This window comes from Ensifer sp. 2TAB8 (assembly GCF_052115125.1).
Classification (GTDB): Bacteria; Pseudomonadota; Alphaproteobacteria; order Rhizobiales; family Rhizobiaceae; genus Ensifer.
In genome coordinates this window covers 1-23,179 of the sequence record NZ_JBFRGB010000037.1, presented here as the reverse complement: position 1 = coordinate 23,179, position 23,179 = coordinate 1, and the positions used below count along the sequence as shown (strand labels likewise).

Annotated in this window: 24 protein-coding genes; 4 read left to right on the top strand and 20 right to left on the bottom strand. The window is 62.8% G+C overall.

Annotated features, from left to right (window positions below):
* Positions 1–5: 5 nt before the first annotated feature.
* The 6 genes from AB4Z53_RS32830 to AB4Z53_RS32805 form a co-directional block, all read right to left on the bottom strand.
* On the bottom strand, positions 6–1,475 hold the full coding sequence (locus AB4Z53_RS32830; RefSeq protein WP_441599507.1) for an NAD(P)-binding domain-containing protein: 1,470 nt from the start codon (positions 1,473–1,475) through the stop codon (positions 6–8).
* A 14-nt stretch (positions 1,476–1,489) separates the two neighbouring features.
* The gene (locus tag AB4Z53_RS32825; RefSeq protein ID WP_441599506.1) at positions 1,490–2,560 is read right to left on the bottom strand and encodes an ABC transporter ATP-binding protein; all 1,071 of its coding nucleotides are present in this window, start codon (positions 2,558–2,560) and stop codon (positions 1,490–1,492) included.
* 5 nt (positions 2,561–2,565) lie between these two features.
* Positions 2,566–3,357 carry an ABC transporter permease gene (locus AB4Z53_RS32820; RefSeq protein WP_113541492.1) on the bottom strand — a complete coding sequence of 264 codons (792 nt, stop codon included), beginning with the start codon at positions 3,355–3,357 and terminating at the stop codon, positions 2,566–2,568.
* Between the two features lie 10 nt (positions 3,358–3,367).
* Positions 3,368–4,348 (bottom strand): ABC transporter permease, encoded by a 981-nt coding sequence (locus AB4Z53_RS32815; protein ID WP_441599503.1) that lies wholly within the window; start codon positions 4,346–4,348, stop codon positions 3,368–3,370.
* A 76-nt stretch (positions 4,349–4,424) separates the two neighbouring features.
* Positions 4,425–5,525 (bottom strand): extracellular solute-binding protein, encoded by a 1,101-nt coding sequence (locus AB4Z53_RS32810; RefSeq protein ID WP_113541490.1) that lies wholly within the window; start codon positions 5,523–5,525, stop codon positions 4,425–4,427.
* A 68-nt stretch (positions 5,526–5,593) separates the two neighbouring features.
* Positions 5,594–6,583, bottom strand: a complete 990-nt coding sequence (locus AB4Z53_RS32805) for a LysR family transcriptional regulator (protein ID WP_113541489.1) — start codon at positions 6,581–6,583, stop codon at positions 5,594–5,596.
* 216 nt (positions 6,584–6,799) lie between these two features.
* Here AB4Z53_RS32805 and AB4Z53_RS32800 point away from each other — a divergent pair, with 216 nt between their 5' ends.
* The gene (locus AB4Z53_RS32800) at positions 6,800–7,879 is read left to right on the top strand and encodes an NAD/NADP octopine/nopaline dehydrogenase family protein (protein WP_441599501.1); all 1,080 of its coding nucleotides are present in this window, start codon (positions 6,800–6,802) and stop codon (positions 7,877–7,879) included.
* 63 nt (positions 7,880–7,942) lie between these two features.
* On the opposite strand, the gene AB4Z53_RS32795 is transcribed toward AB4Z53_RS32800, so the two are convergent.
* The 12 genes from AB4Z53_RS32795 to AB4Z53_RS32740 form a co-directional block, all read right to left on the bottom strand.
* Positions 7,943–8,995 carry an alpha/beta hydrolase family protein gene (locus AB4Z53_RS32795; protein ID WP_441599499.1) on the bottom strand — a complete coding sequence of 351 codons (1,053 nt, stop codon included), beginning with the start codon at positions 8,993–8,995 and terminating at the stop codon, positions 7,943–7,945.
* Complete coding sequence (locus tag AB4Z53_RS32790; RefSeq protein WP_441599497.1) at positions 8,982–9,590, bottom strand: gamma carbonic anhydrase family protein; 609 nt, start codon at positions 9,588–9,590, stop codon at positions 8,982–8,984. Before AB4Z53_RS32790 ends, AB4Z53_RS32795 begins: the two co-directional genes overlap by 14 nt.
* Before the next feature lie 24 nt (positions 9,591–9,614).
* Positions 9,615–9,947 carry a cupin domain-containing protein gene (locus tag AB4Z53_RS32785; RefSeq protein ID WP_043611321.1) on the bottom strand — a complete coding sequence of 111 codons (333 nt, stop codon included), beginning with the start codon at positions 9,945–9,947 and terminating at the stop codon, positions 9,615–9,617.
* A 13-nt stretch (positions 9,948–9,960) separates the two neighbouring features.
* Positions 9,961–10,965, bottom strand: coding sequence for a quinone oxidoreductase family protein (locus AB4Z53_RS32780; protein ID WP_441599495.1), 1,005 nt, complete (start codon positions 10,963–10,965; stop codon positions 9,961–9,963).
* Positions 10,966–10,992: 27 nt separating this feature from the next.
* On the bottom strand, positions 10,993–11,871 hold the full coding sequence (locus AB4Z53_RS32775) for a 3-keto-5-aminohexanoate cleavage protein (RefSeq protein WP_441599493.1): 879 nt from the start codon (positions 11,869–11,871) through the stop codon (positions 10,993–10,995).
* Positions 11,872–11,910: 39 nt separating this feature from the next.
* Complete coding sequence (locus AB4Z53_RS32770; protein ID WP_441599491.1) at positions 11,911–12,852, bottom strand: dioxygenase family protein; 942 nt, start codon at positions 12,850–12,852, stop codon at positions 11,911–11,913.
* A gap of 19 nt (positions 12,853–12,871) precedes the next feature.
* The gene (locus tag AB4Z53_RS32765) at positions 12,872–13,657 is read right to left on the bottom strand and encodes a glutathione S-transferase family protein (protein ID WP_441599489.1); all 786 of its coding nucleotides are present in this window, start codon (positions 13,655–13,657) and stop codon (positions 12,872–12,874) included.
* Positions 13,658–13,667: 10 nt separating this feature from the next.
* Positions 13,668–14,711, bottom strand: coding sequence for a branched-chain amino acid ABC transporter permease (locus tag AB4Z53_RS32760; protein ID WP_043611325.1), 1,044 nt, complete (start codon positions 14,709–14,711; stop codon positions 13,668–13,670).
* A complete protein-coding gene (locus AB4Z53_RS32755) occupies positions 14,711–15,589 on the bottom strand; it encodes a branched-chain amino acid ABC transporter permease (protein WP_043611327.1) in 879 nt (292 codons plus the stop codon). The genes AB4Z53_RS32760 and AB4Z53_RS32755 overlap by 1 nt, the downstream gene beginning before the upstream one ends.
* A gap of 11 nt (positions 15,590–15,600) precedes the next feature.
* The gene (locus AB4Z53_RS32750) at positions 15,601–16,329 is read right to left on the bottom strand and encodes a branched-chain amino acid ABC transporter ATP-binding protein (RefSeq protein WP_113541479.1); all 729 of its coding nucleotides are present in this window, start codon (positions 16,327–16,329) and stop codon (positions 15,601–15,603) included.
* Positions 16,329–17,075: an ABC transporter ATP-binding protein gene (locus AB4Z53_RS32745; RefSeq protein ID WP_441599487.1), complete on the bottom strand. Its 747-nt coding sequence runs from the start codon at positions 17,073–17,075 to the stop codon at positions 16,329–16,331. Before AB4Z53_RS32745 ends, AB4Z53_RS32750 begins: the two co-directional genes overlap by 1 nt.
* A gap of 96 nt (positions 17,076–17,171) precedes the next feature.
* Positions 17,172–18,455, bottom strand: a complete 1,284-nt coding sequence (locus tag AB4Z53_RS32740; protein WP_441599485.1) for an amino acid ABC transporter substrate-binding protein — start codon at positions 18,453–18,455, stop codon at positions 17,172–17,174.
* A 250-nt stretch (positions 18,456–18,705) separates the two neighbouring features.
* Here AB4Z53_RS32740 and AB4Z53_RS32735 point away from each other — a divergent pair, with 250 nt between their 5' ends.
* The 3 genes from AB4Z53_RS32735 to AB4Z53_RS32725 all read left to right on the top strand — a co-directional run bounded on the left by AB4Z53_RS32735 (position 18,706) and on the right by AB4Z53_RS32725 (position 21,130).
* Positions 18,706–19,740, top strand: coding sequence for a LacI family DNA-binding transcriptional regulator (locus tag AB4Z53_RS32735; protein ID WP_441599483.1), 1,035 nt, complete (start codon positions 18,706–18,708; stop codon positions 19,738–19,740).
* A 228-nt stretch (positions 19,741–19,968) separates the two neighbouring features.
* Positions 19,969–20,733, top strand: a complete 765-nt coding sequence (locus AB4Z53_RS32730) for an SDR family NAD(P)-dependent oxidoreductase (protein ID WP_441599481.1) — start codon at positions 19,969–19,971, stop codon at positions 20,731–20,733.
* A gap of 118 nt (positions 20,734–20,851) precedes the next feature.
* Positions 20,852–21,130, top strand: coding sequence for a GNAT family N-acetyltransferase (locus tag AB4Z53_RS32725; RefSeq protein ID WP_113541474.1), 279 nt, complete (start codon positions 20,852–20,854; stop codon positions 21,128–21,130).
* A gap of 12 nt (positions 21,131–21,142) precedes the next feature.
* Here the strand turns inward: AB4Z53_RS32725 and AB4Z53_RS32720 are convergent, their stop codons facing one another.
* Together AB4Z53_RS32720 and AB4Z53_RS32715 are read right to left on the bottom strand one after the other, a co-directional pair.
* The gene (locus tag AB4Z53_RS32720) at positions 21,143–22,954 is read right to left on the bottom strand and encodes a phosphoenolpyruvate carboxykinase (GTP) (protein WP_441599479.1); all 1,812 of its coding nucleotides are present in this window, start codon (positions 22,952–22,954) and stop codon (positions 21,143–21,145) included.
* 145 nt (positions 22,955–23,099) lie between these two features.
* Positions 23,100–23,179: 4Fe-4S dicluster domain-containing protein (locus tag AB4Z53_RS32715; protein ID WP_141399573.1), on the bottom strand; the 80-nt coding region annotated here is incomplete at its 5' end.

The window sequence follows — 23,179 nt, the reverse complement described above, 5'->3', positions numbered from 1 at the left end:
GAGGTTCAGGCCGTCTTCTGTGCCGGCGTCGGCGCGTCGGCATCCACCCATTCGGTCCCGTCGAGCTCCGGCTTTTCGTAGGCGATCAGCGCTTCCCAATGGTAGTCGACGTCACGAATGAAGAGCGAAGCGGCAACCCCGCGCGCCAACCACAGGGCGCCCTCGCTGATGGCCGGGATGTCGCCGCTGACTTTGCCGACACTGACGGATGCGCCGTAGTTGAAGCAGTGGATGTCCTTCAGCCAGGGGGCCGCTCCCGGTTCCTTCTCGGTGAAGGAGAAGTCTCCGTTCAACCAGGGGAAGCGGCCAAGTCCGGGGTTCTCCTCCCCTGCCGGTGGCGTATACCGATCCTCCCAGCAGGCGATCTGGTCCTGATAGGGGGCAAGCTCGCTGCGGCTCAAGGGATCGATGGAGAAGCCAGTACCTAGAATGACGAAGTCCGTGCGGAAGATGCGGCCGCTGGTGGTGGTGATGACGACTTCTCTGTCCTCCTCCCTCATCGAGCGGATTCCGCAGTCGAAGTGGAAGTGAGCGTTCGGGTGCCGGCTGACGCGGAGCGTCGAGTTGTGTGGCGCCGGCGTCTGCTGCTTGGCCGCATAATCCATCAGTCGCCAACGCCATTCGGGCGAGATCTCGGCAAAGCCTGCCGTGACGCCATAGGAGCCGATGCCCATCAGCTTGTTGACCGTCGGCATCTCCTTGCGGCGGGCAAGAAGCCGCACCTCCCCTGCCCCCTGCTCCAGCGCCTCGGCGGCATTATCGACCGCCGAAGCGCCGACGCCGATGACGACGACGCGTTTGCCCCTCAGCCGGTCGAAGTCGATTTCGTCGGCCGAATGCGCCCAGGAGGTATGCCGCTTCATGCCCTTGACGAAGTCAGGGATGGTCGGTTCGCCCAGCCCATCGCGACCGGTCGCCATCACCAATTTGCGCGTGACGAGCGCAGGCTTTGCACCATCGGCGATTTCAAGTTCCAGCAGGCCGTCGGCACGTGGCACGACGCGGGTGACGTGTGTGTCATTCTCCACCGGGATGTCCATGACATCGCGGTACCAGCGCAGGTAATCCATCCACATCGGCCGCGGAATGCGGAACAGCTCCTCCCATTCCGCCTCGCCGTGGAGTGCCGTGAACCAGGCGCGGAAGCTGAGGGAGGCAACCCCAAGTGCCGGGCCGAGGAGGATCTTCGGTGAGCGCAGCGTTTCCATGCGCGCATAGGTAACCCAGGGGCCCTCTTGGCCTTTCGGCGCGCGATCGACGATGCGCAGATTGGCGATACCGCCGCGCGTCAGAGCATGCCAGGCGACAAGCCCGCACATGCCGCCGCCAATGACGACGACATCGCTCACGGGCTCGCCATCCGCGGTGGTGACTGGCTTCGACCAGTTGGCCGGCGGATAGTTGAGGTAACTCAGATCCTGCCTTACCCGCGCATTGAGGGTGGCAAGCCGTTGCTGCTTTTGACTGTCGGTCATACCCGATCTTCCTTTCACTTCGCCAGCAAGACGGCATCGCGGTCGCGCCACCCCACCCAGACGTCGTCCCCTTCGATATGCGAAAGCGCCACCGGATCGATCTGCGCCACGAGTGTGCTGCCATTGTCGAGCGTGACGCTCAGCGACGTGTGGGCGCCCTTGAAGACACGCTGATCGATGCGCCCTTTCAACGACGGACGGTCCTCGGGCTTGCGCGACAGGCAGAAAACCGCCTCCGGACGCAGAGCAATCGTGGCGTGGTCGCCGGGGATCGGTGACGTCCCGTTCACGTCGGCGTGCACGACATTGCCGCGCCACTCGATCGCGGCGACCCCATCGGAAACCGAGGTCACCGTGCCTTCTAGGAAGTTGCTCTGACCAATGAAATCCGCGACGAAGCGGCTGCGCGGCCGGGCGTAGAGCTCGTCCGGTCCGCCCATCTGCTCGATCCTGCCCTTGTTCATCACCACGATGACATCGGACATGGTGAGAGCTTCCTCCTGGTCATGGGTGACGAAGATGAAGGTCTTGCCGGTCTTCTGCTGGATCGACTTCAGCTCGATCTGCATCTGCTGGCGCAGCTTCGCGTCGAGCGCCGAAAGCGGCTCGTCGAGCAAGAGCACGTTCGGATCGGGTGCCAGTGCCCGCATCAGCGCCACGCGCTGGCGCTGCCCGCCGGAAAGCTGCGCCGGCATCCGCTCGGCATGGTCTTGGAGCGAGACAAGGGAGAGAAGATCGGTGACCCGCTTGTGGATCGCGGCGCTCTCCATACCCTTCAGTTCCAGGCCGAAGGCGATGTTGCGGCCAACCGTCAGGTGCGGGAAGAGCGCGTAGTCCTGGAAGACGATATTGACGTTGCGCTTGTTCGGCGGCAGGTGCGAGATCGGTTTGCCTTCGAGGTAGATCTCCCCCGAAGTCGGATTGTCGAAGCCGCCGAGCATACGCAGCGTCGTGGACTTGCCGCAGCCGGATGGACCGAGCAGCGTGACGAACTGGCCGGGTTTTATTGCCAGATCGAGGTCGTCGACGGCGGTCAGGGCCCCATAGGACTTGTTGACGTTCTTGAAATGGACGACAGGCTGCATTTGCGTCAGCTCCTGGAACGGCGGGTGAAATGCTCGGCATAGAGGCCGATGGCGGTGGTGACGACGAGCACGATGGTCGCCATCGCGTTGATCTCCGGCGACATGCCGCCTTGAACCTTGGCGAAGATCAGCATGGGCAGCGTCGGCTGGTAGCCGCCGAGGAAGAAGGTGCGGACGAAGTCGTCGATGCTGGTCAGCACGCAAAAGATCATGCCGCCGAAGAGCGCCGGCATCAGATAGGGGATAGTCACGCGGAGGAAAGCGATGAAGGGATCGGCCCCAAGATCGCGCGCCGCATCCACCAGATTTGCCGGCATCGACCGCAGCCGCGTCAAAACCATGATGACGACGAACGGCACGGCATGAACCGTATGGGCCAGAATGATCGCGAAGGTTCCGGTCGGAATGTCGACGGCGCGGATGAAGATGCGCATTGAGATCGCGTTGATCAGCCCCGGCACGACGGCGGGCAGACAGGCAAGTGCGAAGATGACCGCCTTGCCCCAGATGTTTTCCGCCGACACGAGCAGTGCGATCCAGACACCGATGATCGTTGCCGAGATCGTGGTGGCGAGTGCTATGCCGATCGAATAGAGCGAGGCTTCGAGGAACTGCTTGTCCTGAACCACCTTGCCGTACCAGGAGAGCGTCCAGTTGCCGATCGGGAATGCGATGAAGTTCGCGTCCTTGAAGCTCATCGCCGTCATCAGCGCCAGCGGCAAGACAAGATAGACCGCAAAGATCCAATAGGAGGCGCCGAGCGCGGTTTTCGGAAGGTCGTTGAAATAGGTTCGCATCAGCCCGCCCTCACATCAGCCGGACCGAGCGGCCACCGACGATCCGCATGAAAAGCCCGACTGTCGTCAGCGACACCAGGAGCATGATCATCGAAAACGCAGCGCCCTCCGGCCATTTGTCGTTCGACCCGTGAAACAGCGTCGCGATGACTTCGGGGAAGATGACCGAATTGGGACCGCCAAGCAGCAGTGGCGCGGCGAAGACGCCGACGGCGGTCAGATAGACGAGGCTGCAACCGGAGACGATGCCATCCTTGGAGAGTGGCAGGATGACCCGGCGAAACCGCTGGAAGGGCCCGGCCCCGAGATCGGCCGCCGCCTGGATCAGCGGCGTCGGGATCTTCTCGATCGCCGAATAGAGCGGCAGGAGCATGTAGAGCGCAAGCAGGTAGATGACGCCGAAGCTCAGCGAAAAGAAAGTGTAGAGCATCGGGATCGGCCGGTCGATGAAACCGAACTCCCTCAGGAGCACATTCAATGCACCACGGTTGGCAAGCAGCATGATGACCGAGAAGGTGCGGATCAGCTCACCGGCCCAAAAAGGTATGAGCAGCAGCAACAGGGCGCGCATCCGGTTCTTCGGCTGCACGACTTTCGCTACATAGTAGGCAACGGGATAGACGATCACCAGGGTCGAGATCGTGACCACCGCTGCGAAAACCAGGCTGCGGACGAAGGGAAAAAAATAGAGCCGATCGGAAAAGAACAGCCCGTAATTCGCGAGCGTGTATTCGCTGCTTTTGTCGGGCTGCGGCGGATAATTGGCGAGAAGGCTGATATTGGCCATCTGCAGGATGGGTCCAATGTGCAGCATGGCAATCCACAGAAGCGGCACGCCTGCAAGCACGGCAAGACGCACGCGCCGGCTATCGACGAGAAGCCCGATCGTGTTGCGATAAAGCCCCGAATTCGCCGCCCTGCCGATCCACCCGGCATAGCGCGGCGCCGTCGGCAAACCGACGGGTCCCGGTTGCGTTGTCGTATCCAGCATTCTTTTGTTCCCGGCTCTGGAAGAGTCCATTTTTGAGGGGTGACCGGCCGGAAGACCGGTCACCCAGCTGCAGCCGTCAGGCCGCCTTGATCTCCGCGGTGGCCTTGTCGATCATGTCGTTCTTCATGTCGCGGTTGACCGAGCTGAAGAACTGGATGCGTTCGACCTGTTCCGGCGGCAGCGCCAGGGCGGCACGCTCCTTGTCGTCAAGCACCTTGTCGACCCCATCGAAGGCGGAGGAGAAGCCGGACTGGCGCGTCATCGCTGCGCCGATCTCCGGTGACGACAGGATGGCGTCGAGGAAGGTGTAGGCAGCATCCGCGTTCGGCGCGTTGTTGACGACGTTGAACGAATAGAGGAAGCCGAAGGTCCCTTCCTTCGGAACCGAGATTTCAATCGGATGGCCGTCCATGACGAGTTTCGCAGCCGGGCCGGACCAAGCCTGTGCCAGGTAGATGTCCTCGTTGACGAACATTTGCTGCAGCTCGGAGCCCGCATCGTAGTATTTGCGCACCTTGTCCTTGTGCTGAATGAGAAAATCGCGGGCCTGGTTCGTTGCGGTCTGCGCCACATCGGGCTTGTCGCCGTAGGTCACATAGTCGCCGTCGTTGCCCTGGTAGCGCATGACGATGGAGAGGAAGTCGCTGACGATGTAGGACGTCAGGTTCTTGTTCTCGTCATCGAACATGATGCTCCAGCTATCGGAGGCCTTGGCGTATTCCGTATTGCGCACGAGCCCCTCGAAGCCCGCAAGCAGGGGGACGCCGAAGGTCTTGCCGTCGACGGTGAGCTGCGGCGCGCCCTTATAGGCGGCGGCGAGCTTGCCCCAGTTCTTCAGTCGCGCGGTGTCGAGCGACGCCAGCAGGTTCGACTTCATGAACTGCGACAGGCGATGGCCGGTAACGGTCACGATATCCGTGGAAGGAGCAGCCCCTTCGGCGGTCAGCAGGTTGTACTGTTTTCCCTGGTCGTCGGTCAGACGGATGCGGACCTCGATGCCCGTATCCTTCTGGAACTGGTCGATGAAGGACTGCGGGACGAATTTGTCATAGGTCGTGATGTTGACGACCTTGCTCTGGGCAAAGGCGGGGCGGATGATCGACGGTGCGGCCAATACTCCAGCACCGGTCGCCAGCAGTTTCAAGGTCGAGCGGCGGGTTACGTCCAAGTTTTTCATTTGGTTCTCCTCATTTTACGAGCTCAGTTTTCGTTCTCGGGCATGTCGAGCTTTTGCTCCCCTTTATTTCACTGCCGGTTGTCCGGCAGCGTGCCATCGCCGGCATTGCGGCCGGCGAAGGTTCTTTCGGCGATACGGGCCATCTGTCGCGGATCGTGGACGGTGAAGTCCGGCATGCGCTCCGAGGCGATCCGGGCGATGCGGTGGACCAATTCCTGGACGCCGGCCGAGAGCGGACGTGAGGCCGCCGACAGGATCGCCCAGAGGAACGGAACTTCGACATCGAGAGGTCGCACCACGACGGGTGCCGATGGCAGGCCATAGGCCGTGGCCGGCTCGATAATCGCGATGCCGAGACCGAGCGACGCCATCTGCACGGCATTGTTTGCGGCATTGGTCGCGATGACGCGATTGGGCCGCACGTTCGCCGCCTCCAGTGCCTCATCGATGCGGCGGCGCAGACGAAATGGATTGGCCATGGTTATGAGGGTGCGGCCTGCGAGATCGGCGATCGAGATCACGTCCTTTGCGGCCAGCGGATCATGCGGCGCCAGCGCAGCCACGCAGCGCCCCTCGAAAAACCCCTGCACTTCCAGCCCCGGCTGATCGGCCGGGAGTGAGGTCACGCAGAAATCCGCGGTGCGCGCAAACACCGACTGCACGGCGGCCTCCGCCGGCATACTGCGCAGATTGATCGTGTGCGGCAGCAGGTGTTCCGGCAATTCCGCAAGCGCGATCGGGATGATGCCGCTTGCAAAGGCCGGCGTTGCGGCGATCTCGATTGGTTCTGGTTCCTTTCCTGCGATCGCCTTGGCGCGGTTGCGCAGGTGGCCGATGCCGCTGACGAAACGCTCCGCATCGTCATGAAAGGCAATGCCCTTGTCGGTCGGACTAATCTTCGGGCCGTTCCGTTCAAACAGAGCGAAGCCGAGCGAAATTTCCAGATCCTGGATGAGGCGCGTCACCTGGGACTGCGATCGGTCGAGCATCCGGGCAGCACCGGTGATGCTGCCTGTCGACATGACTGCGAGAAACGCCTCGAGGTCGCGAACTTCCATGGACTATCATGCGCTCCATGCATTGTGATTGACTCATAGTGCATAAAACGCATTCTATGCGCTAGTGACAAAAGACAAGTTTTCTTTGTTGGGGCCGTTCGTAGAAAATCCGCTCAGGCGGCATCTCCTCGGACAACAGCAAACCAAGTCCATCTCAAAGGACCCGTGAGGGCTGGTCCTCGAGAGTGACTGAAGCGGACTATCGGGAGGAGTTTCATGCGTATTGGTATTCTCGGCGCGGGCGCGATCGCGTTCGGTATGGCGGCATTCCTCGCCAAGGCCGGTCATCAGCCGGTTCTGTGGTCGCCATCCGGAGTGCGGACGCGGCGCCTGATGGAAGGGGCGGCACTCACTGCGACCGGTGCCGTGGAGTTTTCCGGGCCAATCGCAATCGCGCAAAGCGCTGCCGAAGCCGTTTCAGAGGCGGACGCCGTCGTCATCGCTCTGCCCGCCAATGGGCACCGACTGGTATTCGACGCGGCCCTGCCGCACTTGAAGTCCGGTCAGCCGGTCATCATCAGTTCGCACAGTTCCTTCGGCGCCCTCTATCTGTCGCGCCGGCTGGCTGAGCGGGGCGTGAGCCTGCCCATCATCGTCTGGGGCACGACACTTCTGACCGGTCGTCAGGAAGCCGACGGCACGGGCGTTGCGGTCAACACCGTGCGCCAGAAGATCGATGTCGCGACCTTGCCGAAAACGGCAGCCAGCCAAGGCAAGGTCCTGTGCACCGCGCTCTTCGGCGATCGTTTCGTCGAGCGTGACGGGCTTCTCGCGATCGCGCTGTCGAACCTCAATCCGCAGAACCACCTCGGCATTGCCCTGTTGAACCTCACCCGCATGGAGAAGGGGGAAAAATGGGGACAGGGCGAAAACGTCACTCCTGCCGTTGGACAATTGATCGAAGCACTTGATCTCGAACGCCTGCGGATCGCCGAGAGTTTCGGCCTCTCCGTGCGCACGGTTCAGGAGCACTTCTCGCTCTCCTTCCATGTGCCAAAGGGGACCGTTTCGGATATGAACCAGCAGATGCATCGGGAGGGGCGCGGCGGATTTGGCCCGGTGACCGCCGATAGCCGCTACATCTACGAGGATGTGCCATTCGGCCTCGTGCCGACCAGCCTTCTCGGCCGCATCATCGGGCAGCCTGCCTTGCTGCACGAGGCCGGGACCAGTCTGTTTTCGGCGGCGATGGGCCGCAATCTGGTGACGGACAACGACCTCTTGCCCGACCTCGCACTCGATAAACTTTCGCCGAAGGCCCTGTTGGCGCTCTGCGAGGAATGGCCATCGGCGTAGGGCCGGCGCGCGAATGCGATGGGCTGATCTGGCGGCACGGCCGCCGAGCCGGACAAGTGGCCGCTATCGGTTCAAGCGCTCCGCCACCCAGTCGGCGACAAGCGGACGATAGAGCCAGGGGATGTTGTTGCAGACGTGGTTGCCATCCTCGAAGACGTGCAGTTCGGCGCCGCGCGCGCAGATATCCGCGCATTTTACCGCCTCGGAGGGTGGGAAGATCTTGTCGCGTCCGCCGTGAAGGATGAGGGCCGGGATAGTCGGCGGCGGGCAGCGCGCCAGGGTGAAGCGGTCGGCCCGTTCGCGAACGTCCGCGCCCCCGAGCGAGAAGCGCATGTTGTCGCGATAGACCTGCGGCAGCGCATCCCAGAAACCGCCGAGATCGAAGAAGCCGTTGATGGAGACGACACCGGCAAGCGTCGGCACGGACGCGGCGGCGCGTAGCGCAAGAAAGCCGCCGAAGGCCATGCCGACGAGCGCAACCTTGCCCGACAGGCGCGGATGCGCCGCCACCGACCGGAGGGCCGCCTCGACGGCCGGGCCGATATCCGGACGCAGGGCGCCCATCGAACGGCCCTCGCCCTGGCCGGGGCCGTCGAGCGACAGGGTCGCAACGCCGCGGGCATGAAAATGCCGCTCGAAGGCCGGAAATTCCTCCTTGGTCGAATCCGAGCCAGGGATGATCAGCGCCAGCGGGTGCCTGCCGTCTCCGGTCGGCACGCGAAGAATGGCCCGGAGTTCTCCATCTTCGAAGGGAACGGCGATCATCTCAGCCGGCGGATCGAGCAAGGGTGTTGCGAGACGGTAGAGTTCCACCTTTCGCGCGGCCGCCCTCGCCTTTGCCTCAAGGTCCTCGAAAGCCATGAACTGTCCGAAATGATAGAAGAGGCTGGCGCGGGCATAGGCCTCGCCGGCGGTCACGTTGCGGCCGGCAGCAAGAGCCGCAGCGCCGAGTTCCGCGTGACGCTCGCCCTCCTCGCTCCAGGTGGCAAGCCAGTTCTGCCAGACGCCGGCGCGCTCGATGACGGCGCGTGCCGTTGCCGACGGGATCCCGGCCACCTCCATGCGCGGGAGCCAGTGCTCGACGACACTGACCAGTCGGTTCTCATTCTGCGTCATGCATCTCCTCCCGCATGATGTCATTGCCTTCGTCTGTACCCGGCGTTGCTTGCCCGACGGATACCGGTTGAAGGTCCCCAGGGTAGCTCTGCGCCTTCGCACGGTATCGCTGCGCCCCGGTCGACAGGCCCTCGGCCACTTTCGCGTCGAGCGTGCGGACGATCTGGGCGGGCACCCCGAGGACCAGCGAGCCATCCGGGACGACCATGTTCTCCCGCACCAAGGCGCCGGCACCGATCAGGCATCTCTCTCCGATCTGCGCGCCGTTCAGGATCGTTGCCCCCATGCCGACGAGACTGCCCTTGCCGATCCGGCATCCGTGAATGGTGGCATTGTGCCCGATGGTGGCATCCTCGCCGATTTCCACGGGATAACCCGGATCGGTGTGAACGACGCATCCGTCCTGCACGTTACAGCCGCGCCGAAGAATGATCGGCTCGTTGTCGCCGCGCAAGACGGCGTTGAACCAGATGCTGACATCCTCGTCGAGCCGTACGTCGCCGATCACCACGGCACCGGGCGCGACGTAAAATCGACCGCTGGCGGGAACGCGTGGCGCACGCGCGCCCAGCCGGTAAAGACCCGTTGAAACCATCCAAGATTCTCCGTTCTGCGACGCTCAGGTCGGCATGGCGAGCAGGATGGACGCCGGCGCATTGGTGCGGTTGACCAGCGCACGCGCCTCGCCGGGCGCCAGGCGGCAACTGTCGAGAAAGCCGAGCGTGACGCTCTCGCTGCCGGTTTCGACCGTCACTTCGCCGGCAACGACGATGTAGATCTTCTCGACCGCGGCGTCCTTCAGCGACGTGTGACCGCCAGGCAGGAGGTGCGACAGGCCGATCCAGATCGTATCGGTAACCGTCGCCTCCTTTCCCTGGAGCCGCAGGCAGTGCATGCCGTAGTGCTCCGGCGCCTCATAGGATCTGGCCTCGCCGTAGCGCGTCACCTGCATCGTCGCCTCCTCCTCAGGGCACCAGCAGCACGCGCTCGGGGGTGCCGCGCAGCACCGAGGCATAGGCCTTGGCGGCATCGGCAAAGCCATAGACGGTCGCTGGATTGATCGGGAACGGCTTCAGCTTGCCCTCTTCGAACTTCGGCTTCAGCTTGTCGAAGATGCGCGCGCCTTCCACCGACGACAGCGCCAGCGTGTCGATGCCGATATATTTGTGGCGGCCGCGGAAGAAGTTGAAAATATCGAACGGCACGGCGCGGTCGAAGGTGGAAATGAACACCTGGCGCGCCTGCTTCGCCATCGCATTGTTGGCGATTTCGAAATAGGGACTGCCGACCGTGTTGAAGACGATGTCGGCCCCATGACCGCCGGTCTTTTCGCGCACGATCGCGGCAACGTCGTCCTTGGCGCTGTTGAACATCTCGACAGGCGCGTTGGTGTGCGCCAGCAGCGGCTGCTCGTTGTACTCGACCGCAAAAACCTTGGCGCCGGCCATGGTCGCAAGCTGGATCACCGCTTGCCCGACCTTGCCGTTGCCGCCGCAGACGAGCACGACATCCGTCGGCTGCACGCCGCCGGCCTCGCGGAGACCCTCAAAGGCGGTGATGAACGGCACGCCGATCGAGCCCGCTTCCTGCATGGTGAAATTGGCAGGCTTGGCCCGCACGGCCTTCTGGTCGAGCACCATCCACTTGGCGTGGCTGCCGTCCTGGGTGATGCCGAGTTCGCCACCGCCGCCCCAGATCTCCATGCCCACCATCGATGACGGCCCTTCGCGCACGATGCCGCCGAAATCGCGACCCGGCGTGCGCGGCCAGACGGCGTGCGGCATATGCCCGAGAGACGCCTTCACGTCGCTGGGGTTGACCCCCGCCGCGACGATCTCCACCAGCACCTGTCCGGGACCCGGCCGCGGCACCGCGAAATCGACGACGTCGATCTTGAGATTGTCGAGATCGGGGGATTTTTCCGTCACCCTCAGCGCCCGGGCGATCTTGGCGTCCACCTGAATGTTCATTCTATGCCTCCTTGCAGATATCGATGCTTATGCACGCAGTCCGAGGATTTCACGGGCCTGGGAGGGCTCGGCGATCCTCCCGCCGAGCTTCTCGATCAGGTCCCTCGCCCGTTCGACCAGTTCGCCATTGCCTTTGGCGAGCACGCCCTTGGCGATGTAGGAATTGTCCTCCAGCCCCACCCGGACGTGGCCACCGAGCAGATAAGCCTGAACGGCCATCGGGAACGACATTCGCCCGACGCCGAAGCCGATCCAGACGGCGTCGCCGGGCAGCATGCGGGCCGCGGTCGCCATCACGTCGGTGGTCGAGGGGAAGCCGTATTTGACGCCGGTCACGATCGTGAACATCGCCGGCGATTTCAACACGCCCGCCTTCAAGAGATCCTGCGCCAGCTGGATGTGCCCGGTGTCGAAGACCTCGAGTTCCGGCTTGGAGCCTGCCTCGTTGATGATGTCGGCCATGATCTTGACGTTGGCCGGCGTGTTGATGACGACCTCCGATCCGAAGGTCATGGTGTTGAGGTCGAGCGTGGCGATATCCGGTTTCAGCGCGACGATATGCTCGACCCGCTTTTCCGGCCGCATCAGCGTCGTGCGCGGTCCGGCAACCGCCGGGTTCTCGTCGCTCGGGTGGTAGCGGCCACCCGGCCCGGTCGTGACGTTGAGGATCAGCGCCGTGTTCTTGGCCCGGATGCGCTCGACGACCTCGCGGTAATATTCGAGCTCCATGGAGGGTTTCGCGGTAACCGGATCACGCACATGGATATGGGCAATCGCCGCACCGGCATCGGCCGCTTCCAGGCAGGAATTGGCGATTTCCTCCGGCGTGACGGGAAGTCCGGGATGATTCTCCCGTGTCGTGAGATTGCCGGTGACGGCGCAGGTGATGATGACGTTCTGTTGCATCACAATCCCTCCAGACCTTGGAGCAACCCAATCGATCTCTCAGCCATGATGCGCCACCTTCTTTCCCGAGATCGGCGGCAGCGGCAGGATCGATTGGCCCTCCATCAGTTTGAAGTGATAGTTGCAGCTGTAGAAAGGCGCCTCGGCGCCCGGAAATTCGGTGTCCGGGCTATCATGGCGGAAGAACTTTCCGACGATTTGCTGCTTCGCACCGAAGACCACATCGTTGACGAGAGCCTCGTGGCTGTCGGAGAAGATCTGGGTGACGAGCGTCTTGTAGCCCGGCGCCGAAACGATGAAGTGGATGTGAGCCGGGCGCATCGGCGCCCGCTTTTGCGCCCGCAGCAGGTCGCCGACCGGTCCGTCGGTCGGAACCGGGTAGCCTGCCGGCTTTACCGAGACGAAGTGAAAGTTGCCGTCGCCATCCGTCGTGAACCGGCCGCGCAGGTTGAAGTCGTCCTGCGTTTCGTCCTGGTTCTCATAGAGCCCGACCGGGGACGCCTGCCAGACATCAAGGGTCGCCCCTTCGACGGGCCGGCCCGCAGGATCGGTCACCCGCCCGGTGAAGTAGAGCTGCGATCCCGGCGTGTCCGAACGGGCGATGCAGTCGCCGTTCACGCATTTCGGCGCGCCGCCGCGATAAAACGGCCCCAGAAGTGCCGACAGCGTCTCGCCCTGCATGCCGTCATTGTTGATCAGGTCGATCAATGTCGAGGCCCCGAGCACGTCGGCGGCAAGCACGGTCTCGTTATGCGCTTCGTTGGTCGCCTGGCCGACGGCCGTGATCCAGCGCAGGGCGTATTCGAATTCCGCCTCGGTCGGTCGTGCCTCCAGCAGGAAGGCATGCAAGTGCCTGACCATGGCATCCATGATCTGCTTGAGCCGCGGGTCATCGCCGCGCGACATGGCGGCAAGCACCGTCGGCGTGACGTCGGCCTCCTTGGAGATCAGTTTGGCCTCGGGGCTGATATGGCTGTTCATCCCAGTTCTCCTTTCCGCGTCACAGGCCTGAGCCAGCGACCCGAAGCTCGGGCTTGGCCGCCTTCAGGTGCGGATATTTTTCGGTCAGCAAGGACCCGTAATAGTAAGTTTCAGTGAAGGCGCCGGTTGCGCGGATGGCATCGAGCCAGCCCTGGATCGCCGGCGTCTCCGCCCACATCGAGGACAACCCGATATCGTCCATCCGCACGATCACCGGCATGATCGCGATGTCCGCCAGCGTCATCTGCTCGCCCATGAGCCAGAGCCCGCCATTGTCGGAAAGCCAYGTCGCCATGCGCTGAACGCCGCGCTCAAGGCGACCGAGCGCCTCGTTCATCTCCTGCTCGGGAAAGCCGGAGCGTCCCATCTTCATCAGGAACTCGCGGCGAAGCGGCTTTGCATCGCAGACCGCCTGAAACTCCTCGGCCGTCATCGCCTGATAGTGCGGCAGGAAGGCGAGGTTATAGGACGGCACGCGGATCGCCGGTGTCGGCACTTCGTCGATGAAGCGCATCATTGCCCGCATCGTTGCCGCGCCGAAGGCGTCCTCAGGCCGAAGTGCACCTGGAAGAATGTCTTCCAGATACTCCATGATGACGGCGGAATCGGTGACCGCGCGGCCCCGGTGCACCAGCGAGGGCACGACGCCGTTCGGGTTGATCGCCAGATACTCCGGCTTGAGCTGGTCGCCGGTGAAGAGATCGAGCTTGTGCTCCTCAAAGGCGAGGCCCTTGGCGTGGAGAACGTACCGCACCCTTTGGCTGCACGTCGATTGAGGGGCGTTGTAGAGGATGAAGTCCGGCATCGTCTCCCCCTCAATCCCAGTTGAGGACGCGGGGCAGCTTGCCCTTGCGGGCGAGCGTTCCGATCACGCCGTTCGGGAAGAACATCAGCCCGAGAACCATGACGAAGCCGGTCGCCAGAATGTTGATCTCGGATGCGCCAAGCGTCGCCACGAAGATCTCGTTGAAGGCGACGATCAGGATTGCGCCGACGACCGGCCCGGCAATCGTGCCCTTGCCGCCGAGAATGCACATCAGCACCAGGTTTGCCGAAACGAGGATGATCAGGAAGATGTTCGGCCGGAGATAGGTGAGATACTCGCCCCAGACCGCACCGGCCATGCCGACGAAGAAGGCCGAGAGCGCGAAGGCAAGCACCTTGTAGAAGCGGGTGTTGATCCCCGCACTTTCCGCCTTGACCTCGTCCTTGGAGAGAGCGCGAAGGCCGAGCCCGAATTTGGAATGCTTGATGCGGTAGGTGGCCCATACGGTGAAGGCGGCCATCAGCACGAAGGCGTAGTAGTAGGGCAGCTTGGCGGTCTCGACCGGCAGGTCGGTGACCGGCAACGACATGCCGTTGGCCCCGCCGATGAACTCCCAGTGGTCGAACAGGATGCGGGCGATCATCAGGAGCGCGATCGACGAGATGATGAAGCTCGGGCCACGAACCTTCAGCGTGATGAGGCCGATGAGGTAGCCGCAGGCCGCGGCCGCCAATCCGGCGAGCGGCGCCGTCAAGAGCGTCGAGATGCCGTATCGCGCCAGGAGCACGCCGGAGAAGTACCCACCGATCGCGAAGAACACCGCGTGGCCGAGCGAGATGTAGCCGGCGAAGCCGCCGATGATGTTCCAGCCGCTGGCCATGACCGCATAGGAGGCCGTGAACAGCACGAGGTGCAGCAGGTAATTGTAGTTGCCCGTCAGTTGCAGGAGCGGCAGGGCGAGCAGCACACCGAGAACGGCCAGCGGAAACCACGTGGCACGGGTCTGGTCATGCTGGCGCGCAAGCTTCTGGTTGTGAATGCGACGGGCCTCCAGCACCGATCCCGCGTCGGCTTGTTGTAGATTTACGGCCATTATACCAGCTCCGGTTTTTCGCCGAACAGGCCCTGGGGACGGATCAGCAGGATGACGAAGAGTGCGAGAAAGAAGGTCATGGTCGACCAGGTGGCGCCCACCCAGGTGCCGACGAAGGCGGCGATGACCGACAGGAGAAGCGCGGCGACGACGGTGCCGAGCACGCTGCCCATGCCGCCGAGCACGACCACCGACATCAGCATTGCGATCCATTCCCACTGCTTTGCGGGGAAGAAGCTGAAGACGAAGCTCACCAGCGAACCGGCGGCACCCGCAAGGCCGATGCCGATCGCAAAGGCGATCATGCTGATGAGGTTGACGTTGACGCCGAGCAGTTCGGCGGCCTCACGGTTCTGTGTGGTGGCGCGGATGGCGTAGCCGAGCCGCGAGTAGTTGAGGAACAGCGTCAGCGCGCCGATGATCGCCAGCGAGACGCAGCCGGCATAGAGCTGCCCCTTCGGAATGAACAGGCTGCCGATGAAGAAGGCATCCGTCGCATAGTCCGGCGAGGTCACACGCTGGGTGTTGGTGAAGGCTGCGCCGAGGAAGCCTTCGACGATCATCGCCAGCGCGAAGGTCAAGAGCACCGTCATTTCCGAGTAGCGCGCGCTTTTGGCCTGGCTCTCGAACATCAGGCGATAGAGGAGCACGCCGATCGCCGCCATGATCAGCGCCGCGATCGGCAGCGTGGCGATCGGGTCGAGGCCCCACAACTTGAAGGCCCAATAGCTGACATAGGCGCCGCAGATGATCAGCGACGGATGYGCCAGGTTGACGATGCGCATGACGCCGAAGACCAGCGAAAGTCCGGACCCCATCAGCGCGATTACGCCGCCGAGCGCGAGGCCGAGTATCAGTATCTGAAGAATGTCTGTCATCACGTCCTCCGCTACGCGACCTTTCGGCCGCCGAGGTAAAGTTCCTGGATGCGCGGGTCCGCCAGAACCGCCTCGGCCGGCCCCTCGAAGAGGGTGCGGCCGAGGTCGAGCACAACGCCCCAGTCGGAATTCTTGAGGCCCATCATCGCGTTCTGCTCGACGAGCAGCACGGTGACGCCCTCCTGAGACATCATCTTCATGATGTCGAACATCTCCTGGACGATCTTCGGCGCGAGCCCGAGAGAGGGCTCGTCGAGCATGACTATGTCCGGCTTGACGATCAGCGTACGCGCCATCGCAAGTGTCTGCTGCTGGCCACCCGACATGGTGCCGGCGTGCTGGTCGGCGCGCTCGCGCAGCACCGGAAAGCGCTCGAGGATTTCCTCGATGCGACGGTCGCGAAGCTTTGCGTCGTCGAGCACGTATCCGCCCATGCGCAGGTTGTCGCGCACCGTCATCTTCGGAAACAGCGCCCGTTCCTGAGGTACGAAACAGATGCCCTTGCGCAGGATCTGGTCCGGGCGCAGGCCGTTCAGCCGCTCGCCCTTGAAGATGACGTCGCCCTTGCGGATCGTCAGCATGCCGCAGATCGCTTTCAGCAGCGTCGACTTGCCGGCGCCGTTCGGGCCGATGATGCAGTGGACCTTGCCGGGCTCGACCGTCAGCCGCGCGCCATCGAGAATGGCCGGGCCGTCGCCGTAGCCGGCGGTGATGTTGGTGACTTGCAGGAGATCGCTCATCAGGCCGCTTCCTCTTCCAGTACGCCGCCCAGATAGGCTTCGAGCACATGCGGATCGCGACGCACGACATCGGGCGTGCCGTCGCAGATCACCCGCCCGTGCGCCATGACGACGACGCGGTGCGAAAGCCGCATGATCAGGTCCATGTTGTGTTCGACGATCAGCACCGTCAGCCCCTTGGCGTTGAGCGCCCGGATATGGCCGACGATCTCTTCGAGCAGCGTCGGGTTGACGCCGCCGGCCGGCTCGTCGAGCAGGATGATCTTCGGATCGGCCATCAGCAGTGCAGCCAGATCCATCAGCTTCTTCTGGCCGTAGGACAGGTTGTGCCCGTCCTCGTAGGCGATGCGGGTGATCCCGAGAAAATCGAGGATCGACATCGCCTTGTCCCGCTCTTCCGCTGTGACCGCCGGCCGGAACAGATCGGCAAAGCCGCGGCAGCGCGCCTGCACGATCACGTTTTCCAACACCGTCATGTCGCCGAGGTTGCGCGAGATCTGGAAGGTCCGGCTGAGGCCCTTGGCCGTGATCTTGTGCGGGCGCAGATTGTCGATCCGCTCCCCGTCCAGCCAGACTTCGCCAGAGGTCGGAACGACGGTGCGGCTGATGYAATTGAAGGCCGTGGTCTTGCCGGCGCCGTTCGGGCCGATGAGTGCCGTGATCGAGCCTTTCTCGACCGTGAAGCTTGCGCTGTCTACGGCGCGAATTCCGCCGTAGTGCTTGCACAGGTTTTTAACCTCGAGCATCCGCGCGATCTCCTTGTACTAGAAATTGGGTAGTAGATGCCTGTGGAACGGGAGGGCGCCTCGCGGACGAAACACCCTCCCCTGCCTTGCAAAGGGTCAGAAACCGGACTTGGGATAGCGGAAGGGCACGATGCCCTCGAACTGGCCGGTCGGATAGACGAATGTCAGCTTGCCATCCTGCCACTGGGTCATGATGTGCGACTTGTCGACGGGCAGGCCGAGATCGTCCCAGCTGAAATCGCCGAGAACGGTCTGGACAGGCTGTTCCTTGGTGCGGGCGTGCAGCCACTCACCCATCTTGGCATTGTCCGTGCTGCCGGCGCCGACCATCGCCTGCTCGATGCCCTGGCAGACGGCGAAGGGGATGGCGCTGTCCTCATCCGGCTCGACACCGTATTCGGCTTCGAACGCCTTGACGAAATCGGCGTTGTCGAAGGGCTTTCCGGCAAGCGTGCTCTTGAACGGAACATCCTTGTGCCAGGTGGTGTGGATGACGACGCCGTCGGCGGCATCCTTTCCAACACCCTCGATGAACTCCGTCTGGGCGCCCTGACTGAGATAGACGAGCTTTGCCGATGCGCCGACGGTCTTGAGCGCACGCATGAGCTGAACCGCTTCTTCCGCAGACGCCGTCAGGCCGACGATCATTTCGGCGCCGGAGCGCTTGATCGAATTCGCAAGGTTCAACCAGTCGTTGAAGCCTTCCTCGGGCCACTTCTCCTCCATCACCACCTCGATGCCGGCTTCCTTGAAGTAACCGGGCGCGAGGTCGGCGATTTCCTTGTCGTTGGCGGGGTCGATCACCTTTTGGCCGAGAAGGCCGGTGGCGATCGCATTGGCGAAGAAGTCGTCGGCATGGACCACCGCGACGGTCTTCGGCGCATCCGCCGGATCCTTGATCTCCTTCAGGAGACCGATCACGTCCTTGCCGGTGTATTCGGCGGCATTGACCTGGAAATAGAAGAGGTTCTTGTAGCCTTGCGCATAGATCCGCAGCGCCCCGCCCGAGGGCACCGGGTGAACCATGTTGTACTTGGACAGAACGTTGCCGACCGGAAAGGTCAGGCGGCTCGAGAACGTGCCGTAGACGGCGTCGACCTTGTCGACATTGATGAAGCGTTCGTACTGGTTGATGGCCGTTGCGGGGTCGGAGCGATTGTCGCTGACGATCAGCTCCACCTGCTTGCCGAGAATGCCGCCCGCGTCATTGATGAGCTTGTTGCAGAGCTCGTAGCCCCGCTTATGCTTCTCGCCGCTGACCGAAAGGCCACCGGTGATCGGCAGCGATGCGCCGATCCGTATTGTTTCCGCAGCGCTCGCAACGGTGCTTGCCGAAAGCACACTGATGGTTGTTGCCGCGATCAGCCGATTGATTCCCATTTTGTCTCCTCCCAGACATTTGTGCGCAATCGTTTGCATGGAAGTGAAAAACAAATCGCCCGGCCACGCCGGACGCCAGTTGCGCACTGTTCGATCAACGGCAGGCCAGCTCCTCAACTGCCCTGCCGCAACTGAATATGCAAACGATTGCACATCGGCGATTATGCGCAGCGTTTGCGCTTTGTCAAGCATCTATGCGAACGATTGCAAAACCTCTTGCAAGATTTTAAATGGAGGCGAGAGGTGACACATGCAGAAGAAACGAACCACGCTGAAGGACATTGCGCGCGCGACCGGCGTTCATGTGTCGACCGTATCGCGCGCGCTTGATCCGACCGAACGAAAGAGCATCACGCCAGAGGTCGTGGCAAAGATCCAGGCAGCAGCGGAACGCCTGGACTATCGCCCCAACCGTATTGCCTTTGGGCTGCGCACCAACCGGACGATGACGGTCGGCGTCGTCATTCCGGATATCACAAATCCGATTTTCCCACCGATCCTCAGAGGGATCGAAAGCGTTCTCGAACCGCTCGGCTATGCGTCGATCATCGTCAACACCGACAGCGAGCGCGAGCGCGAGGTTCGGCTTCTCGAAGTGTTGCGCGATCGCGGTGTCGACGGCCTCATCCATGCGGCGGTACTCAGAAGCGACCCCTCGATCGCCAAGGCCGCCCAGGACGGCCTGTCGGTGGTGACGCTGAACCGGCGCGTGGAGAATTCGAACATTCCCTATGTCATCAATGATGAGGACATGGGCATTTGCGAAATGCTGCGTCACCTGACCAAACTCGGCCACCGACGGATCGCGCATCTGGCCGGGCCACAGGATCTCTCGACCGGCCAATTGCGCCTCGCGGCCTTCCGCAATGCCGCGGAGCGGATGTCGATCGACATCGATCCGCAGCTCATCGTCACCGCCATACGCTTCGACGAGGACGAGGGTGCCCGTTGCACGCGCGACCTGCTCGCCTCCGGGCACGATTTCACCGCCGTGCTCTGCGCAAACGACCGTTTGGCGCTCGGCTGCATCGACGTCCTGCGGGAAAACGGCCTCGACTGTCCATCGGACATTTCCGTCAGCGGCTTCAACGACATGCCGTTCCTGCAACTGGCGCGTCCAAGGCTCACGACCGTCCGCATCCAGCAATATGATGCGGGAATCACTGCCGCATCGATCCTGCTGCGCTTGATGAATGCCGGCGCTGAAGACGACATCCCCCTGGAGACCGTGCTGCCGGTAGAACTCGTGGAGCGCGAGAGCACGGGGCCGGTAAAAAGCCACTGAGGATCACCTCGGCCGAATATTCGCAGGCCGGGAACAACGGCTTCAATTGCCTTCGAGAACCACCTCCTCGCTTCGAGGCCCGGTTGCCGATCTGTGAAGTCAAGCGCATGCAATCGTTTGCCTATTGTTTCGTGCAATCGATTGCCTTAAGGTCGCATCGATCATTCATCAAATGCCGGGCGGACGTTTCCGCCGGTTGAAAGACATCGCGTCAAGAGGGAGGAACCTATGGCGTATCCGCGGTCCTTGGTTGGAAAGACAGTTCTCGTCATCGGCGGAAACGGCGCGATTGGCGCCGCGACTGGGCGCCTGTTTGCGGAAGCAGGAGCGACGGTCCTCATCACCCATACGCCGGGCGAGCAGAGTGCCGCGCGTGCGGACGCAGTGCTCTCCTCCTTTGCCAACCCGGAACGTCATGCGCGATATGCGGCCGACATCACGGAGTCCATCGCCCTTGGCAGTCTCGCCAGTACCATCGAACAGAAGTTCGGCCGGCTCGACGTACTGGTCAACGCGGCGGGTTTCACCAAGCCGATCCCACACCCGGATCTCGATGCCCTAACGGATGAGCTGATCGACGAAATCTTCAAGGTAAATTGGCGAAGCCAGTTCGCCGCGATCCGCGCCTTCGCTCCGCTTCTGAAAAAGTCCGGCGACGGGCTAGTCGTCTCCGTCTCGTCGATCGCAGCCTTCACCGGTATCGGATCGAACATCGCCTATTGCGCGGCCAAGGCCGGAATCGACGTGATGACCAAGGCGCTCGCCCGCGTTCTCGCACCGGAAGTCAGGGTACTGGCCATTTCTCCTGGCGTTGTCGACACGCAGTTCGTTCCCGGGCGAGGTTCGGACTTCAACGAGAAGGTCGCGGCTTCGACCCCGCTCGGCCGCATCGGCGAAGTCGACGATATTGCCGCAGCCATTCTCGCCAGCGCGACCTTGCTCGGGTTTTCGACGGGCCACATCATCCAGGTGGATGGCGGCCGGGCACTCTGAGCGCGCGATAATTGAGCACCCCGCGACGGACCCGTCGCGCGGGTCCCCTGCCCTTCCTATATTGTCAGCTATCACCGGCGGTGGCGGCGGGTAACATTGCAGGAAGGCAGAGATCGAAATGGTCGAACAGGTCATCGACAACAGGCAGGATTCCCGATTTGAACTGCCGATCGGCGACGAGATAGCCGTCGCCTACTATCGGCTGGAGGACGGCCGTGTCGTCCTCACGCACACGGAAGTACCGCAGGCACTGTCGGGACAAGGGATAGGCACGCGGCTTGCTACTGGTGTCTTCGACATCCTGCGCGCGCAAAACGCGCGCGTCATCGCCAAGTGTCCCTTCATGGCCGCCTTTGCCGCCAAACACCCCGAATATATGGCGCTGCTCGACGGCTGAGCGCCCAGGACCTCAGGCTCGAGGCGGCGCCCGGTCCAGCCCATCGAGCAAGGCGCGACGGGTGGCAGAAAGCTCTGGCGGCAATCTTTGGCCGAAGGACTGCAGCAAGGCGTCGTGGCTTTGCAGTTCCTTGGCGAGTTCGATGGGATCGATCTTCATCAGCGCGTCGAAGGTGTGGCGGTCGTAGTCGACGCCATCCCAGTCGAGGTCATCGTAGCTTGGCACAAGGACGATCGACGCGGCGTCTCCGCCGCCGGTGTTCTTCGTCCTCTCAACGATCCATTTGAGCACGCGCATGTTTTGCCGGAAGCCCGGCCAGAGAAATGCGCCGTCCGCGTCGCGCCGGAACCAGTTGACGCGGAAGATCGCCGGCGCGTTCACAATCCCGTCACCCAGAGACAGCCAGTGGGCAAAGTAGTCGGCCATATTGTAGCCGCAGAAGGGCAGCATCGCGAAGGGATCGCGCCGGGTCGAGGCCTGATTTTCCGCGGCCGCCGTCGCTTCCGACCCGAGCGTTGCCGCCCAATAGACGCCCTCGCGCCAGTTCCTCGCCTCAAAGACGAGCGGAAAGGTGTGGGAGAGCCGCCCGCCAAAGATGAAGGCCGAGATCGGCACGCCGGCGGGGTCCGCGGCCGATGGATCCATGCTCGGGCAGCGGTCGCGCGAAACGGTGAAGCGGGCGTTCGGATGCGCGGCCGGGCGACCGGCCTCAGGCGTCCAGTCGAGCCCGCGCCAATCCACCAGCGCCGGCGGCGCCTCCTCCGTCAACCCCTCCCACCAGACGTCGCCATCGGGCGTGAGTGCGCAATTGGTGAAGATGGTATCGCGCGCGATCGCCGCCATCATGTTGGGATTGGTCTCCTCGTTGGTGCCTGGGGCAACGCCGAAAAAACCGGTCTCCGGGTTGATGGCGCGCAAGGTGCCGTCCGCATCCGGCCGGATCCAGGCGATGTCGTCGCCGACCGTCTTGACCTTCCAGCCCGCAAAGCCCTCGGGCGGAAGAAGCATGGCGAAATTGGTCTTGCCGCAGGCAGATGGAAAGGCAGCGGCGACATAGGTGGTTTTGCCGGCGGGATCCTCTACACCCATGATCAGCATGTGCTCTGCAAACCACCCTTCCTGTSGCCCCTTCAGCGAGGCGGTCCGCAGCGCCAGGCACTTCTTGCCGAGAAGCGCATTGCCGCCATAGCCGGAACCGAAGGATGCGATCGAGCCACCGTCCTGGAAGCTGACGATGTATTTGTGCTCCGCGTTGCAGGGCCACGGCACATCGCGATCGCCGGGCGCCAGCGGAGCCCCGACCGAGTGCAGGCAGCGCACGAATTCGCCCCCGTCAAGCGCGCGAAGAACAGGCAGACCAATATGCGCCATCAGCTTCATGCTAACCGCCACATAGGCGGAATCGGTGATCTGGACCCCGATCATCGAGAGCTTCGAGCCGGGCTCCCCCATGGAAAAAGGCATCACATACATGGTCCGCCCGCGCATCGATCCTTTGAACAGCTGCGAAAGATCGGCGCGCATGCTGGCCGGATCCGCCCAGTTATTGGTCGGGCCTGCGTCGTCCCGGTCGGCCGTGCAGACGAAGGTGCGATGCTCGAGCCGGGCGACATCGCCGGGATCGGAGCGGCAAAGGAACGAGTTCGGGCGCTTCGCTTCGTTCAACGGGATAAAGGTGCCCGCAGCGACAAGGGTCTTGCAGAGACGTTGATACTCCGCCTCGCTGCCGTCACAGACATGGACCTGATCCGGTTCGCACAGGGCCTGAACCTCGTCGATCCACTGGTTGAGTGCGGGGTTGGTTACGGCAGTCGGCTCTTGCATGGATACGTCTTTCACTTGGCAACAATGAAGGCTGCGCCTACGGCCAGCCCGCTGTCTGAGGGCGGAAACGCCCCCTACATGTTCGGATAGACCGGGCCTTCGCCGACATTCCCTTGCGGCGGTCCGTGCGGCCCGCCTCCCGAACTCACATGTTCGGATAGACCGGGCCTTCGCCGCCTTGGGGCGGCACCCAGTTGATGTTCTGGTTCGGGTCCTTGATGTCGC